We start from the raw sequence: 18,111 nt of genomic DNA, 5'->3' as shown, positions 1-18,111 counted from the left end.
TTGGCGAGTGGAACCGGGTCTTCCCAGATCCCGCCATGACGCTCGCCGCCGTCGACAGGCTCGTGCACCACGCCACCATCTTCGAGATGAACGTCGAAAGTTACCGCAGACGTACCGCACAGGCCAGCCGCACCGGCGCCGGACGCCCCCCCGCCTACACCACGCCAAAGGTTCTCGAGACCATCCGCGACAATCAGGATGAGAACGACGACCTTGCCAGCGACAATCAAAACAGGCACTGATCGACGCGCCGCGACAATCACATTCTCATCCTGATTGACGCGCAATCCTCATCCAGTTTGTCGCGCTACACACCACACCCGAAAGCGCGACGTCGCGGCCCTGCACCAGTCGTTCGACCGCGATCGCCTCGGCCTCCATCCGTTCGGCATTGCCCAGCACGGCCTCGCCCAGCGGCGTCAGCTCATAGCCCCGCGGCGTGCGCTGGAGCAGCCTTGCCCCCGCGCGCAGCTCCAGGGCTTCCAGCCTCCGGCTCATCGTCGACTGGCGCACGCCCAGCTCGCGGGCGGCGCCGGACAGGCTCCGCGCCCGGGCAATGGCCAGAAAGCTGCGGACGTCGTCCCAATCCATAAGGGCATGCACTTTCGCATAGAAGAGTTGCATTTTCAGCGGATGGGCATGCACATAACACTGAACTATCTCGCGGCCGAGCCCTTCCTTCGCGGGATGTCACGATGCAACCGACCCTGTTCCTGTCCCACGGTTCGCCCATGCTGATCCTGCAGGACAGTCCCGCGCGCGGTTTCCTGGCCGGGCTGGGGCAAGAGCTCGATCGGCCGGACGCGGTGATGGTGGTGTCCGCCCACTGGGGAACGGCCGTTCCCACGGTTTCCGCGGCGGCCCGGCCGGAGACGATCCATGACTTCCACGGCTTTCCCCGGCCGCTTTACGCGCTGACCTATCCCGCCAAGGGCGCCCCCGACCTGGCCGATCGTCTGGTCGACCTGATCGGAGCGGCCGGGCTCCGGGGCCATCGCGATCCCGCGCGCGGGCTGGACCATGGCGCCTGGATCCCGCTGCTGTTGATGTGGCCGGAGCACGATATCCCGGTGCTGCAACTGTCGGTACAAAGCGCCCTGGGTCCCGGCCATCACCTCCAACTGGGCCGGGCTCTCGAGGCCTTGCGCCGGGACAACGTGCTGGTGATCGGTTCGGGCAGCTTCACGCACAATCTGCGGGCCTTGCAGCAGGATGCGCACGAGGGCCAGGAGCCGGCCTGGGTGACCGACTTCGCCGCGTGGATGGACGCGGCGATCATGGCCGGCCGGACCTGCGATCTCCTGTCCTACCGCCGCCTGGCCCCTCACGCCGAGGACAATCACCCGACCGAAGAGCACCTGCTGCCCCTGTTCGTCGCGCTCGGCGCCGCCGGCGCCCGGGCCAGGCCCACCCGTATGCACAGCTCGACCGATCTGGGCGTGCTGCGCATGGATTCGTACCGCTTCGACTGATCCCCAACCCTTACTGCAACAGGAACCCAAGCCCATGACCAAGATCCTTGTCATCCGTTCCGCCGCGACCGGTGCCGCATCGGTCAGCAACACGCTGATCGACGCCTATCTTGCGGCCCATCCCGGGGCCGAGGTGGTCGAGCGCGATCTCGATGCCGATCCGGTGCCCCACGTCACCTCGGCCAGCCTCGCCGGGATCGGCCGCGAGGCGCCGGAGGGTGCCGCCTTTGCTGAGACCCGCGCCCTGCAGGATCAACTGATCGGCGAGGTTTTCGCCGCCGACGTGCTGCTGATCGGCCTGCCGCTCTACAACTTCGGCATGCCCTCGACCCTCAAGGCCTGGTTCGACTACATCGCCCGCGCCGGGACGACCTTCCAGTACACGGCCGAAGGTCCCGAAGGGCTGGTCAAGGGCAAGCGCGCGATCCTCGCCCAGGCCCGTGCCGGCAAGTACGACGATGCCGCCGGGTTCCCCTTCGGCGCGGCGCATGTGAAGAGCCTGCTCGGCTTTGTCGGGGTCACCGACGTGACCGTGGTGACAGCCGAAGGCCTGGCCTTCGGGCCGGATGCGGCAGCGGCAGCGGTGGCGCAGGCCAAGGCCGAAATCGCGGCGCTGGCCTGAACCTGCAGGAAGGCGCCGCCGTTCAGGCGGCGGCGTCCTCCACCCAGTCGGCGGGCAGCTTGCGCCCCGCCAGGAACAGCAGCGCCGCGCTCACCAGGTACAGCGTGAGTCCGTAGAGCATGGAATAGCGCAGCGACTCCGAGCCGTAGAGCGGGGCAAGCGCCCGCGACAGGGCGCCCAGGGCATAGATCCCGCCGCCCAGCCCGATCAGGTTGTTGATCAGCAGGAAGCAGGCCGAGGCGGTCGCGCGCGAGGCGGCGGGGACCAGATGCTGGACCGCCGACAGGACCGGGCCGAGCCAGACGTAGGCGAGGGCCTGCGGAACCAGGAACAGGACGAAGGCGAGGCCGGCGCTGCCGCTGTGGATCCCCGCGGCGAACAGCGGGGCGGCGATGACGAAGGCCAGCGCCGGAAGCCAGGCGAACCAGCCGCGCTGGGTGCGGCCGAGCCGGTCGGCGATCCGGCCCCCCAGCAGCATGCCGGTGGTGCCCCCGATCAGCAGGATCGCCCCGATGAACCAGGCGGTTTCGATCAGGCTCAGCGCGAAGGAGCGTTGCAGCAGCGAGGGCAGCCAGAACGCGATGCCATAGCCCAGCATCGAGCAGGCCGCCGCCCCGAAGGCGAGCAGCCAGAACGAGGGCTTGTGCGCCAGGGCCGCGGCCACCGCCGCAAAGGCCGGGCTTTCGCCGGCGGCGCGGTCGGCGCGGGGCTGGTCGCGCACCACCAGCTTGAACAGGGGAGCCAGCAGCAGCCCGGCACCCCCCACCACCAGGAAGGCGGCGCGCCAGTCGACCGTGGCGGCAATGTAGCCTCCCGCCAGGACCCCGGTGGCCGAGCCGAGCGGGATGCCGAGCGAATAGACCGACAGGGCGAAGGCGCGGCGCTCGGACGGGTAATGGTCGGCGATCAGCGCATAGGAGGGCGCGACACCGCCCGCCTCGCCGATGCCCACCCCCAACCGGGCGAGGAAGATCTGCCAGAAGCCCCCGGCCAGGCCGCACAGCGCGGTGAACAGGCTCCACAGCGCCAGCGATCCGGTGATGACCCAGGATCGGCTGGTGCGATCTGCCAGCCAGGCGAGCGGCACGCCCAGGGTGGAATAGAGCAGCGCGAAGGCCAGCCCGCCAAGCAGCCCCATCTGCGCATCGTCCAGCGCCAGTTCGGCCTGGATCGGCCCGGCCAGGATCGACAGAATCTGCCGATCGACGAAGTTGAACACATAGACGGCCAGCAACATGGCCAGGACCAGCCCCGGTCGCGCCGGGCGTTCCGGGATCGGCGGCGCAGCGGTCGCTTCAGGCGGCATGCGCAGCCAGGAAGTCGCGGATCGGACCGAGCGCGGCCGGTTCGTCGAGAATCGGGGCATGGCCCACGCGTGGCACCTCGGTCTGGGCGAAAACGCCGGAATGGCGCCGGCCCATCTCTGCCACGGTCGCCGCGGAGAGCAAGTCCGACAGCGCGCCGCGCACCACCAGCACGGGTTTCGCGTCGAGCAGGCTCCACAGCGGCCACAGGTCGGGCGGGACCGTGGCGGGGTCGGTCCCCGCCACGCCGAGCGCGATCTGCGGATCGTAGGCGAACGCGACCCGGCCGTCCGCCTGTTCGATGCAGGTGCGCCGCGCGAAGGCCAGCCAGTCCGCCGCGGTGAAATCGGGGAAAGCCTCGCCATTGTTGGCCCGGCACCGCGCGGCGGCCTCGTCCCAGGACGCGAACGGCGCGGCGGGGCCGACGTAACCCTGGATCCGGGTCAGGCCCGCCTGGTCGATCACCGGGCCGACATCGTTCAGCACCAGGCAGCGCAGCGCCTCGGCGCGCATCGCGGCCATGACCATGGCGATCAGTCCGCCCATCGACGTGCCGATCACGCTCACGACCGGGACGTGCAGGCTGTCCAGCAGCGCGAACATGTCGCCCGCGTAGACATCCGGGCGATAGCTCGCCGGATCGGGATCCCAGTCCGACCGGCCGCGACCGCGCTGGTCGGGCACGATCAGCCGGTAGGACCCGGCGAGGTGGCGGGCCAGCGGCTCGAAATCGGCGGAATTGCGTGTCAGCCCGTGCATCAGCAGCAGCGCGGGACCCTGCTCGCCATAGAGGCGCGCGGACAGGTCGAGCCGCCCGCAGGCGCTGCGGTAGCGATGGACGCGATAGTCCATGGCGATCTCCCGTGGGGCCGGACGGAGGCTCACCTCCGTCCGGCCGGCCCGATCAGAACTGCAGCGTCGCTGTGGCGAAGACCTGCCGCGGGTTGCCGTAGAACGCGGTCAGCGTGCCTTCGCGGCCGAGCGAGGCGATCGGCAGGCCATTGGCGCCCAGGGTCGGGGCACCGGTCGTCGCATTGGCGGCGATGAAGGTGTAGCCCGAGGTCTTGTACTTCTTGTCGAGCAGGTTGCGGCCGTAAAGCCCCAGGCTCCACCGCCCGCCCGGCGCGGTGTAGACCGCGCTGGCGTCCCACAGCGCGAAGCCCGGCTGATCGATGTAGGGGTTGGGGATTTCGAACTGGTAGGTCTTCGACCGGTAGGACACGGTGGTCCCGAGGTTGACCTTGCCGTCGCCCACCGGGGTTTCGTAGGCCAGGGTCCCGCTCCAGGTCAGCCGCGGGGTGTTCTGCACCTTGCGGAAGGCGGCGACGTCGGTCGGCTGGCCGGCGATCAGCGTGATGTACTGGCGATATTCGGCATCGATATAGCCGAACGAGCCCGACAGGTTGAGTCGGTCACCCGAGCTCAGCAGGTCACGGCCCAGACGGGCGGTGCCTTCGGCCTCGAAGCCCTTGAAGCGGGCCTTGCCGGCGTTGGACACCACGCCGCAGAAGCTGGGCAGGTTGCCCACGGTGCAGGCCACCGAACCCGGGATCTGCACGTCGGTGTAGTCCGCATAGAAGCCGGTCAGCGAGATGTAGAGCCCGCCGTCGAACAGGTTGCCCTTGTAGCCGAGCTCGTAGGAATCGACCTTTTCCGGACGGAAGCTGAGGAATCGCGCGATCTCATCCTGCGAGCGGACGCCGTCGCCGTTGGTGTCGGGCGCGTTCACGCCGACGCCGCGCGGATCGAAGCCGCCGCCCTTGAAGCCCTGCGAATAGGACGCGTAGAGGTTGTGATCGGGACTGGGCTTGAAGCTGACCGAGGCGCGCGGCGTGAACTTGCGGAACAGCTGGCGACCGGTGAAATTGGTGCTCGGCGCGCCGAAGGCCACGCCCGCCCCGCCGAACACCGGCGAGCCGCCACCCAGGTAGTTCTGCCGCAGGATCGAGGCCCGACGCTCGTCCGAGGTGTAGCGGCCGCCCAGTTCCAGGCTGAGCTGCTCGGTCAGGTCGTAGGAGAAATTGGCGAAGACCGCCCAGGTCTCGGTATCGACATTGGCCTGGGTGAAGGCGGCAAGGCCGGCCACCGTCGTGAACAGGCGCACGTCGAAGGCGGTGTCAGCCTTCGCGCCCAGATAATAGGCCCCGACCAGGCCCTTGAGCGGCCCTTCATCGTAGAGCAGTTGGAATTCCTGGCTGACCTGCTCGTTGCGGTAGATGCCCGGCACGTCGACGTCGGAGGCGGGCAGGGCGTCGAAGTCGATCGGGGTGCGGCTGACGTCCTTGCGCCAGGCGCTGATCGAACGCAGCGTGATGGCATCGCTCAGTTCGGCGGTGGCATTGATCGCGAAGCCGCCGGCCTCGATGTCCTGCCGCGGATCGTTCAGCCCGCCGCGGGTGTCGAACACGTTGGGCAGGACCGGCGCGCCCGACAGCAGGCCCGGGATCAGGCGCGTGCCGCCGCGGGGGTTCGACTTGTCACGGGTATAGTCGCCCGAGAAGCGGACCAGCACCGGCTGACCGTTGCCACCCAGCTCGACCGTGGCGCGGCCGGCCCAGATGTTCTTGTCGTAGTTGTCGAGCCCGGTGGTGAGGTTCTTGCCGAAGCCATCGCGGCGCAGCCGGGCCAGCGATCCGCCAACGCGGATCAGGTCCGAGATCGGGGCCGAGGCCGTGATCACGCCTTCGGCCTGGTTGTAGGTGCCGTAGGTCGCGCGGACCCGCAGCGAGGGGGTGTCGGGCAGAGACTTGGTGACGTACTTCAGCGCGCCGCCGATGGTGTTGCGGCCATAAAGCGTGCCCTGCGGTCCGCGCAGCACCTCGATCCGCTCGACGTCATAGATGTCGAGCACGGCCGCCTGCGGGCGGTTGAGGTAGACATCGTCCAGATAGATGCCGACGCCCTGCTCGAAGCCCGAGACCGGGTCCTGCTGGCCGATGCCGCGGATGAAGGCCGACAGGGTGGAGTTGGTCCCGCGCGACGGCTCGAGCGTGACGTTGGGGGCGGCCTGGGCCAGATCGGTGATGTCGAGCGCGCCGCTGCGGGCAAGCTGCTCGCCGCTGAAGCTGCTGAGCGCGATCGGCACGTCGACCAGGCGCTCCTCGCGGCGGCGGGCGGTCACGACGATCGCGCCTTCGCCTTCGTCGGTGGTGGCGGCAGCGGCCTGATCCTGGGCCTGGGCCGCCGTGATGAACGGGCTTGTCCCGGTGGCGAGGAGCGTGGCGAGGGCCACGGCGCTTGCACGAGTCGCAAAGATTGAACGCTTAATCATGGCCTTACCTCCCAGCAGCATCCATTATGAGCGTACAGCTAGGCCAACCTGAAAACTGATTCAACTTTCATTGTTTGCCATGGCGCGGCAATCCGGTTAGCTGTGGCGCAATGACCACAGGTGCCGATCGTCCCGAGCCCGCGGCGGACCGCACGCCGCGCACCGAGCGCGGGCGCAAGACGCTGCGCAAGCTGCTTGATGCCGCGGCGGTGGAGTTCGGCGAGAAGGGGTTCCACGAGGCTTCCATCACCGGGATCACCCGGCGGGCGGGAACCGCGCTGGGCAGCTTCTACACCTATTTCGAATCCAAGGAGGAGATCTACCAGGCGCTGGTCCGCGACCTGTCGGGCCGGGTGCGCGATGCCGCACGCAAGGCCGCGGTCGGCGAGGGCGACGCTTTTGCGCGCGAACGCGCGGCCCTGCTCGGCTTCCTGCGGTTCGTGCGCGAGCACAAGGAAATCTACCGGATCATCGATGAGGCCGAGTTCGTCGATCCGGCCAGCTTCCGCATTCACTACGAAAGCACGGCGCGGCGGATGCACGAACGCCTCCGCGCCGGGGTGGAACGCGGCGATTTCCGCGCGGACCTGTCCGAAGCCCACGTCTGGGCGATCATGGGGATGAACGTGTTCCTGGGCTTGCGCTACGTCGTCTGGGGGGATGACCTGCCCGCCGACGATCTGGCGGCGCTCGCCAACGACTTTCTCCGCCGGGGCATCGCCGCCGATAGCTAGGCGGCCGACACGATTTCGACCGGCACGATGTCCAACGGCCGTTGGCGCTCGGAAGCAGCTGTTCGGGGCGTGGCCTTAGACCGGTTCCACCGCCTGGTCTTTTGTCGTCGCCCCGGACTTGATCCGGGCCCCGGCTCAGCGCTTCGTTTCGCCAGCGGGTTCCGGATCGGGCGGATTGTGTTTCAGCACGAAGTTCACCGAGGCCTCCAGCATGGCCTGGCGGGTCGCGCTTTTCGACAGCCAGTGATCCTCGCCCTGCAGGGTGACAAACTCCACCGGCTTGCCGGCGTCGCGCAGGGCATTGGCCATGGCGCTGCTCTGGGCATAGTCGACCACGGTGTCATCCTTGCCGTGGATCAGCATCACGGGCACCGTCACCTTGTCGGCATAGCGCTGCGGTGAGACCAGCTTGAGATCGCGGCCAGTGCCGATTTCGGCCTTGAGTGCACGGTTCAGGGCGGCGTCCTGATAGTCGTTGATCCGGCCTGCAACGAACCGGCCGAGATCGCCGATCCCGGCGACCGAGACGGCACAGCGGTACAGTCCTTGCTGCAGCGTCACCCCTGCCAGCGCGGCATAGCCGCCATAGCTGGCGCCAACGATCGCCATGCGCTTGGGATCGATGATGCCCTGTCGGACCAGTTCGGCGACGCCATCCGATATGTCGGTCTGCATCTTGCGGCCCCATTCGCCGTGCCCGGCTTGCTGAAAGGCGTCGCCATACCCGGTCGAGCCGCGGAAATTGGGCTGGAACACGGCGTAGCCGCGCGAAGCATAGGCCTGGGCCCACCAATCGAAGCCGGGCTCGTCATGAGCGGTTGGGCCGCCGTGCGGCATGACCACCGCCGGCAGATTACGCGGCGTGCGTCCGGGCGGCAGGGTGAGCACGCCCTCCATCTTCTGCCCATCGCTGGCAGTGTAGCTGATGAACCGGCTGGAGCCGACATCCTTCGGATCGAGAGGATAAGCGAAGCCGATAGGCGCGGCGCGGTGCTGCGAGACGTCGACCCTGTACCAGGTGCCAGGATCATCGCCGCCATCAACCTTGACCAGCAAATGATCGAAATCGTCGCTGGCGCTCTCGATCGACAATCGCTTGCCCGCAAAGGCGGCCTGGAGCTTGCGGTAGGCTTTGTCGCGTGCGGGATCGAAGAAGGCGCTGCCACCGCCGGCGCGGCCGCTGGTGTAGCCGGTCATTTGCCGGCCCTTGTCCAGCCACACCCGATCCACGTCGAGATCGTCGAGGAATGGTTGAGGCGTTCCCCCCGCGATCGGAACGGTGAACCAGCGGGATTCGACACCGGCATCGTCCTGGGTCGAATAGACCACCCCGCTGCCATCGGGGGTGAAGCCGATCAGCGAGGCGGAGCCCTTTGCCACGCCCGAGGCAATCGTGGCATGCTGGCCGTTGAGCAGCGTCCAGTGACCGTTACTGTGAACCCAGTTGAGTGTGGCACCGACCATGCCATGGCCATCGACCAGCCAGTCGCGCTCGGCGTCGCCGTCTTCGGCGCGCCTGGCGATGCGCTTGGATTTACGGGTCTGCAGGTCGACCTCGTAGAGGTCCGGCCGCACCGCGCCAGTCGGCAGATAGCTGTCCGACCCCGCCACCCCACGCACCAGCGTGACGCCTCCGAAATAGCCGAACCAGCGGCCGTCCCGTTCGATCAGGCCGAAGGTGCCGCGCACGCCGCCGGTGATATCGTGATCGTCATGGAAAACAGCCCAAGGCGGTGACTTGTCGAGCGGCAGGACGAACACGGCCCCCAGTTCCGTCTTGCTGGTGATGAAGCCCATCGGCAGCGCAGCGGTCACGCTGTAGCTGACCAGCACGGCCTGATCGCCGGCCCATCGGATCGCGCGCAGCTTGTCGTTCATGCCGAACGGGAAGCTGGTCACCAGCGCGCCCTGCTGGTCGATCACCAGAAGGGTACGACCGCCCTTGATCGTCGCGAGCATGGCGACATGGCGCCCGCTGGGCGAGATGGCCGCATCCTCGAAGCCGGGCAGCCGTCCGTAAGCTTCAAGCGGTGGTGGCGCGGCCAGGGCGGTAGGACCGAAAGCTCCGCCCAGGGCGAACAGCAGCGGTGCTGCCAGCATCCTGGCCCGCCCCGACCGGGCACCGGCACGCCGCAGTGTCCGAGCAATCATCAGCCCGTTCCCTTCCCCTGAGCCCCTATGCTCGGCACAGTCTTGACGGACCGGGCCGCCCCATCAATCGAGTTCGTAGAACCGCCGGATCACCGCCCAGCCCTCGGCCGCGGTCTCGACCGGGGTGAACAGGTTCAGGTCGGCGGCATTGATCACGCCCTCTTCGGCCAGGGCCCGGAAGTTGATCACGCGGTTCCAGAAATCGGCGCCGTAGAGCAGAATCGGGATCGGCTTCATCTTGCCGGTCTGGATCAGGGTCAGCAGCTCGAAGAACTCGTCGAAGGTGCCGAACCCGCCCGGGAACACCGCCACCGCCCGCGCGCGCAGCAGGAAGTGCATCTTCCGCAGCGCGAAGTAGTGGAACTGGAAGGACAGGTGCGGTGTGACATAGGCATTGGGTGCCTGTTCGTGCGGCAGCAGGATGTTGAGCCCCACCGTCTCGCCCCCGGCCTCGATTGCCCCGCGGTTGGCCGCCTCCATGATCGAGGGGCCCCCGCCCGAGCAGACCACGAACTGGCGCATGCCGTTTTCGACCACGGCGGCCTCCGTCGCGATCCGGGCGAGCTGGCGGGCCTCGTCGTACCACGGCGCCTTGGCCACCAGCCGTTCGATCACGGCGCGGCGTTCGGGCGTGGTCGCCGTGGCCAGCGCGGCCTCGGCGGCTTCCGGGGCGGGAATCCGGGCCGAGCCATAGACCACCAGGGTCGATCCGATCCTGGCCTCTTCCAGCAGCATCTCGGCCTTGAGCAGCTCAAGCTGGAAGCGCACCGGGCGCAGTTCCTCGCGCAGCAGGAAATCGGTGTCGCGGAAGGCCAGGCGATAGGCCGGGTCCTGGGTCTGCGGCGTGGTGTGGGGGTGGGCTTCGGCGAACGAGGCTTCCTGTTCGGCCTTGTAGAACTTGCGGCGGGTCAGCCCCCGCGCCTTGTCGTCTTCGCTCATGACCACTGGATGCTCGGAACGGCGGCAAAGCGCAACGGTCATTGCAGCGCTATCGGCGTTGGGCATGGCGGATTTACACGGCGGCGTTTCGCATTAGGCTCTGCGGCGGGGGACTATCGATGAGCTGGCACTGGGCCGCCTTTTACGCACTGGCCGTCCTGATCGCCCTGTTCGGCGTGGCGGCGCTGGTGGAGCGCGGTCGCTGGGCGCCGGCGCGCCATCCGACGATCCGCCACCGCGCCTACACCCTGGCCCTGGGGGTCTACTGTTCGAGCTGGACCTTCTACGGCGCAGTCGGCTCCGCCGTGCGCGAAGGGTGGAACTATCTGCCGATCTACGTCGCACCGGTGCTGCTGCTGCTGTTTGCGCCGCGCTTCCTGCGCGCGCTGTCGCAGGCCGTCGCCAACGAACAGGCCAAGACCCTGTCGGACTTCATCGCCGCCCGATTCGATCATGATCCGATCGTGGCCCGGCTGGTGACGGTGATCGCGCTGCTCGGCACGATTCCCTACGTCGCGCTGCAGTTCCGGTCGATCGGCAAGGCCCTGAGCCTGGTCACCGGGCAGCCGGTGGCGGTGCCGGCGATGATCGTCGCGGCGCCGCTGCTCGCGCTGTTCGCGATCCTGTTCGGCGCACGCCGATTCGAGCTCGCCGGGCGGAGCGAAGGGCTGGTCTTCGCGATCGGGGCCGAATCGCTGATCAAGGCGGTCGCGCTGATCGCGGTGGCGGCCATGGCGACGGGCTTGCTGATCGCCGCGCCCCCGGCCCAGTTGGCGGCGGGCCTCGCCACCCTGGGCGAACGGTTCCATCCCGGTCACATCTCGTTCGAGACGCTGGCGATCATGGTCATCTCGGTCTTTGCCGTGCTGATCCTGCCGCGCCAGTTCTACATGGCCGTGGTCGAGGCGCGCACCCCCGATGATCTGGTCGAGGCGCGCCACGGCCTTGCCGCCTTCATCGCCATCATGGCCGCCATGGCCCTGCCGATCGCGCTGGCCGGGGTCACGCTCCTGCCGGCGGGAGAGTCTCCGGACAACTTCGTGCTCGACCTGCCGACCCATGCCGGCAACCCGGGCATGCTCGTGCTCGCGCTGATCGGCGGGATCGCCGCCGCGGCCTCGATGGTGATCGTCGATTCGACCGCGCTGGCCACGATGGTCTCGAACGATCTGATCTTCCCCACGCTGCACCGGCGCGGGGCGGCGGGTCCGGGCGGAGGCGATGCGGCGATCCTCCAGGCCGGGGCGCTGGGACGGCGCATGCTGCGGGTCCGCCGGATCTCGATCATGGCGGTGATGTGGCTGGCGCTGGCCTGGGCACTGCTGGTCTCGCCACGCGAATCGCTCGCCTCGATGGGCTATGTTGCCTTCGCCGCGATGGCGCAGATCTCGCCGCACCTGCTGCTGGCCACTTATGCCGAGCGGCGCGACGTGCTGGCGGCGCGGGTCAGCCTGGGGGTGGGGATGGCGCTGTGGCTCTACACCCTCGCCCTGCCGCCGATCCTGCCCCAGCCCTGGCTCGATGCGCTGCGCCACGGCCCGCTCGACCCGCTGCGGCTGTTCGGGGTGGGGCAGGCGAGCCCGCTGGTCCATGGCGTGGTCTGGTCGCTGGGTGCCAACGTCCTCGCTTATGGCCTCTTCGCCGCGCGCGCCGCCCGCCCTTCGCCCCGCTTGCGGATCGCGCCGTTCGCCCGCGGGGTCAGCGACATCGGGGACCTGCACCGGCTGGTCGCCAGCTTCGTCGGCGAGGATGCCGCCAGCCGCGAATTTCCCGCCGATCGCCACGGACGCCCGATCGATCGCAAGTCGGCCCGCCGCGCGCGTGAGCTGATCGCCCGGGTGGTCGGCGCGGCCTCGGCCCGGGCGCTGGTCGCCTCGGCGCTGGCGGGAGGGCAGATGTCGCTGGGCGATGTCACCCGTCTGCTCGACGAAGGATCGCAGTCGCTAAGCTTCTCGCGCCAGTTGCTCGCCGCCACCTTCGAAAATGTCGATGCCGGGATCAGCGTGGTCGATGCCGAGATGAACCTGGTCGCCTGGAACAGCCGTTATCTCGACATCTTCGGCTATCCCCCGGGGCTGGTCCAGGTCGGGGTGCCGGTCGCCGAGCTGATCCGGCACAACGCCCGGCACGGCGATTTCGGCCCGGGCGAGGTGGAGTTCCATGTCGCCAAGCGGCTCGAGCACATGCGCCGCGGCAGCCCCCACGGGTTCGAGCGGCGCCGCAACGACGGGCGGGTGATCAAGACCGTGGGCGGGCCGATGCCCGGCGGCGGTTACGTGATGAGCTTCACCGACGTGTCGGAAGAGGCGCGGGTCCGCGACGAGCTGGAGACTACCCTGGCCGAACTCGAAAGCCGTGTCGCCGACCGGACCCGTGAGCTGTCCGCCGCCAATGCGCTGCTGGCCCGGGCCACCCGCGACAAGACCCGGTTCCTCGCCGCCGCCAGCCATGACCTGCTCCAGCCGCTCCACGCCGCGCGGCTGTTCGCCGCCGCCCTTGCGCGCGATCCCGGCACGGCGCGGCAGGATCTGGTGGCACGGGTCGATCGCGCGATCGTCGGGGCCGAGGCGCTGCTGCGCGCCCTGCTCGACATCAGCAAGCTCGATGCCGGCGGGGTCCAGCCCGACTGCGCCCCGATCGATCTGGCACCGTTTCTGGCCGACCTGGCCGAAGGCATCCGCCCGCTCGCCGAGGAGAAGGGCCTGACCCTGCGGCTGGGCCCGCTGGCCGGCGCGGTGGTGACCGATCCCGGCTTGCTGCGCTCGGTCCTGCAGAACTTCCTGACCAATGCGGTGCGCTATACCGATCGAGGCGGGATTGTGCTGGGGGTGCGCCGAAGGGGCGAGGACCTCAGGATCGACGTGATCGACAGCGGCATCGGCATCGCGCCCGACCGGCACGACGAGGTGTTCGGCGAGTTCACCCGCCTGGGCCAGGTCGAGGCCGAGGGGCTCGGGCTGGGCCTGGCCATTGCCCAGCGGATCGTCCGGCTGCTCGGCGGGCGGATCGAGCTCGCGTCCACGCCGGGGCGGGGCAGCCGCTTCAGCCTGGTGCTGCCACGGGGGGAAGCCGCGCCTCCGGTCCTGCCCTCCGGCACCGTGCCCACTCCGGCCGAGGCCCGCCCGCTGACCGTACTGGTGGTCGACAACGAACCCGAAATCGTCGCCGCCACGGCCGCGCTGCTCGCCGCCATGGGCCACACCGCGCACGCGGCAACCACCGCCGCCGAGGCCAGGGCCCTGGCGGGCGAGGTCGATGCCGCGCTGGTCGATTTCCAGCTCGGCGACGGGGCCGACGGCCTCGACCTTGCGGCTGCACTGCGCCGGACGCGCCCCGGGCTGCCGGTCGCCCTCGTCACCGCCGAGCGCGACAGCCAGGTCGCCGCGCGCGCCGCTGCGATGGGTGTGCCGGTGCTGGCCAAGCCTGCTGATCCCGCCACGATCGAGGCGTTTCTCGGGCGGGTGTAGCGCAAGGACCGTAAGCCGGCGGCGCCCGGACAGGACGGGCGGACGCGGTCTCAGCCGAGAAATGACTTGGGCAGGCTGGCCCACCCGGGTTAGCTGGTCCCATGGCCGATGCCGATTTCTCGTTCGACCTTGCTGGGCTGTCGCATGCGTTGGAGCTGCTGGGTGCGGTCACTGAGGGCGCTGAAGCTGCGCTTCCCTTGCCGAGCACCTTGCCCGAGGTGGGCTGTGGGACCTGCGCCGCGCTGGATCGGCTCGCTCCCCATGTGATTGGCGGCGCAGCCCGGCTCGGTGAGGCGACGGCCTTTGCCCACATGGATCCGCCCACGCCCTGGATCACGTGGGCCACGACCCTGTGGAACGCGTCGGTCAACCAGAACCTGCTGCATCCGGCGACGGCCCCCGTGGCTCGGGATATCGAGCAGAGGGTCATTGACTGGATCGTCCCGCTGTTCGCGATGGGCGGCGGGCACATGGTGCCGGGCTCGACGCTGGCCAACCTGACCGCGCTATGGGCGGCCCGCGAATGCGCAGGCGTCCAGGCCGTCGCCTATGGGGAGTCGGCGCATCTGTCGGTGGGCAAGGCGGCGCATATCCTGGGCTTGGCTGCGCATCCCCTGCCGTGCCGACCCTCCGGAGCGCTGGTGCCAGAGGCCCTGCCGGTGGATCTGCGGCGGACGGCTCTGGTTTTGACGGCCGGCACGACCAGCACAGGCGCGGTCGACGACCTGTCGCTGTGCGGGCGGGCCGCCTGGACCCACGTCGACGCCGCCTGGGCCGGGCCGCTCCGCTTCAGCCACCGGCACGCGCCGGTTTTGGCCGGGATCGAGCGTGCCGATTCGGTGGCGATCTCGGCGCACAAATGGCTGTTCCAGCCCAAAGAGTCAGCCTTGATCCTGTTCCGGGATGCCGCCCGGGCCCATTCCGCCATCGCCTTTGGTGGCGCCTATCTGGCGGCCCCCAATGTGGGGGTGCTCGGATCGCACGGCGCCGCGGCCGTTCCCCTGCTGGCCACTTTGCTGGCCTGGGGGCGCGAAGGTACCGCCGCCCGCATCGACGCCTGCATGGCCTTGGCAGCCCGGTTGGCGGACCTGGTGTCGTCCTGCGCGCAGCTCGAGCTTCTGGCGCCGCCGCAGACCGGCGTGGTGGTGTGGCGGCCCAAATCCGCTGCACTCACCGACCGGCTGTTCGCCGCCATGCCGGCCGGATCCTGTTCGCTGACCACGCTGGCAGGCGAACGCTGGATCCGGAATGTCGCGGCCAATCCGAACTTCGCGATCGCCGCTTTCGCAGCGGCCCTGGAGGACGCCCTGCGGACACTCGGGGCGTCGTGAGCAGGAGAAGGGAACTGCTGCCGCCCTAGCCGACGTTCACCCGACCCTAGTGCCGCAGGTCCAGCCCCAGCGCGCGCGCTGCCAGGGCCGCCTGGGTGCGGTTCTGGACGTCGAGCTTGCGCATGATCGCGGTCATGTGCGCCTTCACCGTCGCCTCGCTCATCGACAGGTCATAGGCGATCTGCTTGTTGAGCTTGCCGTCGAGCACGGCGAGCAGGACCTTGAGCTGGGTCGGGGTCAGGTTGGCGACCTCCCGGCGCACGGCATCGACCGGCTGGTCGCCGGTCGGGCCCGGGCCGCGCGGGGTGGTGCCGAGCGGCGTGGTGCCGAGCGCCTCGGCGATGGCCCGCTCGATCACCCCCAGGTCCGAATCCTTGGGCAGGAAGCCCACCGCCCCGAAGGCGCGGGCCTCGTCGGCGGCCCCGGCGCCGTCCGCGCTCGACACCACCAGGATTGGCACCTCGGGCCTTTCGGCATGGAGCAGGGCGATCCCCGAATAGCCGACCGCGCCGGGCATCTTGAGATCGAGCAGGATCAGTCGCAGGTCCGTCGCCTCGCCGGTCGCGCGGGCGGCGGCCGCCAGCGTTCCCGCCTCGATCACGTGGGCCTGCGGCACGACATTCGCCACGGCCAGGGCCAGGGCCTGGCGGAACAGCGGATGATCGTCCGCGATCAGGATCGTCTCTATGGCACCCCCCGCTCGCTCGGCCCGCCCGCCCGCTCCCTGTCGGGAGTCGGGCCGCGGGCCTAGACCGCCTCGGGCAACCGGGGCCGGTTCGCGAGCAGATTATCGACCACGGACGGATCGGCAAGGGTCGACGTGTCGCCCAGGTTCGAAACGTCGTTCTCGGCGATCTTGCGCAGGATGCGGCGCATGATCTTGCCCGACCGGGTCTTGGGCAGGCCGGGGGCGAACTGGATCACGTCGGGCGTGGCGATCGGCCCGATCTCGTGCCGCACCCACTGGACCAGCTCCTTGCGCAGCGCCTCGTCGGGTTCGATCCCGGCGTTGGTCGTGACATAGGCATAGATGCCCTGGCCCTTGATCTCGTGCGGCATGCCGACCACGGCGGCCTCGGCCACCTTGGCATGGGCGACCAGCGCGCTCTCGATCTCGGCCGTGCCCATGCGGTGGCCGGACACGTTGATCACGTCGTCGATCCGTCCGGTGATCCAGTAATAGCCATCGGCGTCGCGGCGGCAGCCGTCGCCGGTGAAGTACTGGCCGGCGAAAGTGGTGAAATAGGTCTGGAAGAAGCGCTCATGATCGCCCCAGACGGTGCGCATCTGGCCCGGCCACGAATCGGTGATCACCAGGCAGCCTTCCCCGGCGCCCTCGATCGGGGTGCCGTCGTTGTCGACCAGCGCGGGCTTGACCCCCAGCATCGGCCGCGTCGCCGAACCGGGCTTGAGCGCGGTGGCGCCGGGCAGCGGGGTGATCATCACCCCGCCGGTCTCGGTCTGCCACCAGGTGTCGACGATCGGGCAACGGCTTTCGCCGATGACCTTGTGATACCACTCCCAGGCTTCCGGATTGATCGGCTCGCCCACCGAGCCGAGCAGGCGCAGGCTCTGGCGGCTGGTCTTTTTCACCCACTCGTCGCCCTCGCGCATCAGCGCGCGCAGCGCGGTGGGGGCGCCGTAGAAGATCTCCACCTGGAACTTGTCGACCACCTGCCAGAAGCGGCTGGGATCGGGGAAGTTGGGCACACCTTCGAACATCACCGTGGTGCCGCCGTTCATCAGCGGGCCATAGACCACGTAGGAATGGCCGGTGACCCAGCCGATGTCCGCCGCGCACCAGTAGATCTGGCCCGGGCGGTAATCGAACACCAGCTCGTGCGTCAGCGAGGCCCAGACCGCATAGCCGCCGGTGGTGTGGAGCACGCCCTTGGGCTTGCCGGTGGACCCCGAGGTGTAGAGGATGAACAGCGGATCCTCGGCGTCCATCTCCTCGGGCGGATAATCGGCGCTCTGCGCGGCGACGCCTTCGTGCCAGTCCACGTCGCGGCCCGGCTGCATCGCCACCGCCGCGCCGGTGCGCTTCAGCACGATCACCGTATCGACCCCGGCGCAGTGGCCCAGCGCCTCATCGACATTGGCCTTGAGCGGAACCTTCTTGCCCCCGCGCAGACCTTCGTCGCTGGTCACCACGATCCGGCTGCCGCAGTCCTCGATCCGCCCGGCAAGCGCCTCGGGCGAGAAGCCGGCAAAGACGATCGAATGGATCGCGCCGATCCGCGCGCAGGCCAGCATGGCCACGGCCGCCTCGGGCACCATCGGCAGGTAAAGCGTCACCCGGTCGCCGCGCTTGACCCCGCGCGCCTTGAGCAGGTTGGCGAAGCGGCAGACCTGCTCGTGCAGCTCGCGATAGGTGATGCGCCGTTCCGGGTCGGCCGGGCTGTCGGGTTCCCACAGGATCGCCACCGAGTCGCCGCGTTCGGCCAGATGCCGGTCGAGGCAGTTGGCCGAGAGGTTCAGGGTGCCGTCGGCAAACCAGCGAATCCGGAAATCGGCGGCGTGGAACGAGGTCTGCTTGACCTGGGTGAAGGGGCGCATCCAACTGATTCGCTGGGCCATTTCGCCCCAGAACGCATCGGGTTCGTCCACCGAGCGGCGATAGAGTTCGTGATAGCGCGCCTCGTCGACCAGGGCATTCGCGGCCCATTCGGCAGGGACGGGATAGACGGCCTCGGCCATGTTCGGTTCCTCTCACGCTCTGATGGCTGTGCTGGTGGCTGTGAGTGTGTCGTAGCGCGGGGGCGCGTGACAAGCACTAAGACCTAGGTCGTAGGCCCCCACCCCTCTCCTCCGCCCTCT

14 protein-coding genes are annotated in these 18,111 nt (G+C 69.0%); 6 read left to right on the top strand and 8 right to left on the bottom strand.

What is annotated here, in order from left to right; all coding sequences use genetic code 11:
* Nucleotides 1-242: ATP-binding protein (locus H7F49_RS09470; RefSeq protein WP_185683349.1), on the top strand; the 242-nt coding region annotated here is incomplete at its 5' end.
* A gap of 25 nt (nt 243-267) precedes the next feature.
* Here H7F49_RS09470 and H7F49_RS09465 read toward each other — a convergent pair.
* On the bottom strand, nt 268-624 hold the full coding sequence (locus H7F49_RS09465; RefSeq protein ID WP_214647741.1) for a LysR family transcriptional regulator: 357 nt from the start codon (nt 622-624) through the stop codon (nt 268-270).
* Between the two features lie 71 nt (nt 625-695).
* On the opposite strand from H7F49_RS09465, the gene H7F49_RS09460 reads away from it, so the two are divergent.
* Entirely contained in the window at nt 696-1,472 is a 777-nt protein-coding gene (locus tag H7F49_RS09460) for a DODA-type extradiol aromatic ring-opening family dioxygenase (RefSeq protein WP_185683348.1), read from the top strand.
* Between the two features lie 34 nt (nt 1,473-1,506).
* A complete protein-coding gene (locus tag H7F49_RS09455; RefSeq protein ID WP_185683347.1) occupies nt 1,507-2,094 on the top strand; it encodes an FMN-dependent NADH-azoreductase in 588 nt (195 codons plus the stop codon).
* A 22-nt stretch (nt 2,095-2,116) separates the two neighbouring features.
* Here H7F49_RS09455 and H7F49_RS09450 read toward each other — a convergent pair whose 3' ends face one another.
* From H7F49_RS09450 to H7F49_RS09440, 3 genes are read right to left on the bottom strand one after another with little or no spacing between them, the layout of a single operon-like run.
* The gene (locus H7F49_RS09450; protein WP_185683346.1) at nt 2,117-3,400 is read right to left on the bottom strand and encodes a spinster family MFS transporter; all 1,284 of its coding nucleotides are present in this window, start codon (nt 3,398-3,400) and stop codon (nt 2,117-2,119) included.
* Nucleotides 3,390-4,250 (bottom strand): alpha/beta fold hydrolase, encoded by an 861-nt coding sequence (locus tag H7F49_RS09445; RefSeq protein WP_185683345.1) that lies wholly within the window; start codon nt 4,248-4,250, stop codon nt 3,390-3,392. Before H7F49_RS09445 ends, H7F49_RS09450 begins: the two co-directional genes overlap by 11 nt.
* A gap of 52 nt (nt 4,251-4,302) precedes the next feature.
* On the bottom strand, nt 4,303-6,669 hold the full coding sequence (locus tag H7F49_RS09440; RefSeq protein ID WP_185683344.1) for a TonB-dependent receptor: 2,367 nt from the start codon (nt 6,667-6,669) through the stop codon (nt 4,303-4,305).
* A 110-nt stretch (nt 6,670-6,779) separates the two neighbouring features.
* Between H7F49_RS09440 and H7F49_RS09435 the strand changes: the two genes are divergently transcribed.
* Nucleotides 6,780-7,403 carry a TetR/AcrR family transcriptional regulator gene (locus tag H7F49_RS09435; protein ID WP_185683343.1) on the top strand — a complete coding sequence of 208 codons (624 nt, stop codon included), beginning with the start codon at nt 6,780-6,782 and terminating at the stop codon, nt 7,401-7,403.
* A 135-nt stretch (nt 7,404-7,538) separates the two neighbouring features.
* On the opposite strand, the gene H7F49_RS09430 is transcribed toward H7F49_RS09435, so the two are convergent.
* Both H7F49_RS09430 and H7F49_RS09425 read right to left on the bottom strand, forming a co-directional pair.
* A complete protein-coding gene (locus H7F49_RS09430) occupies nt 7,539-9,554 on the bottom strand; it encodes an alpha/beta hydrolase family protein (RefSeq protein ID WP_185683342.1) in 2,016 nt (671 codons plus the stop codon).
* 63 nt (nt 9,555-9,617) lie between these two features.
* Nucleotides 9,618-10,493 carry an LOG family protein gene (locus H7F49_RS09425; protein ID WP_185683341.1) on the bottom strand — a complete coding sequence of 292 codons (876 nt, stop codon included), beginning with the start codon at nt 10,491-10,493 and terminating at the stop codon, nt 9,618-9,620.
* A gap of 119 nt (nt 10,494-10,612) precedes the next feature.
* On the opposite strand from H7F49_RS09425, the gene H7F49_RS09420 reads away from it, so the two are divergent.
* Together H7F49_RS09420 and H7F49_RS09415 are read left to right on the top strand one after the other, a co-directional pair.
* Entirely contained in the window at nt 10,613-13,960 is a 3,348-nt protein-coding gene (locus H7F49_RS09420) for a PAS-domain containing protein (protein ID WP_185683340.1), read from the top strand.
* Between the two features lie 101 nt (nt 13,961-14,061).
* The gene (locus tag H7F49_RS09415) at nt 14,062-15,291 is read left to right on the top strand and encodes a pyridoxal phosphate-dependent decarboxylase family protein (protein ID WP_185683339.1); all 1,230 of its coding nucleotides are present in this window, start codon (nt 14,062-14,064) and stop codon (nt 15,289-15,291) included.
* 46 nt (nt 15,292-15,337) lie between these two features.
* On the opposite strand, the gene H7F49_RS09410 is transcribed toward H7F49_RS09415, so the two are convergent.
* Together H7F49_RS09410 and acs are read right to left on the bottom strand one after the other, a co-directional pair.
* The gene (locus H7F49_RS09410; RefSeq protein WP_235982060.1) at nt 15,338-15,925 is read right to left on the bottom strand and encodes a LuxR C-terminal-related transcriptional regulator; all 588 of its coding nucleotides are present in this window, start codon (nt 15,923-15,925) and stop codon (nt 15,338-15,340) included.
* Nucleotides 15,926-16,038: 113 nt separating this feature from the next.
* A complete protein-coding gene (gene acs / locus H7F49_RS09405; RefSeq protein WP_185683338.1) occupies nt 16,039-17,991 on the bottom strand; it encodes an acetate--CoA ligase in 1,953 nt (650 codons plus the stop codon).
* Nucleotides 17,992-18,111: the final 120 nt, after the last annotated feature.

Source organism: Novosphingobium aerophilum, assembly GCF_014230305.1.
GTDB classification, from domain to species: domain Bacteria; phylum Pseudomonadota; class Alphaproteobacteria; order Sphingomonadales; family Sphingomonadaceae; genus Novosphingobium; species Novosphingobium aerophilum.
This window is presented reverse-complemented; position numbering and strand designations above follow the sequence as displayed.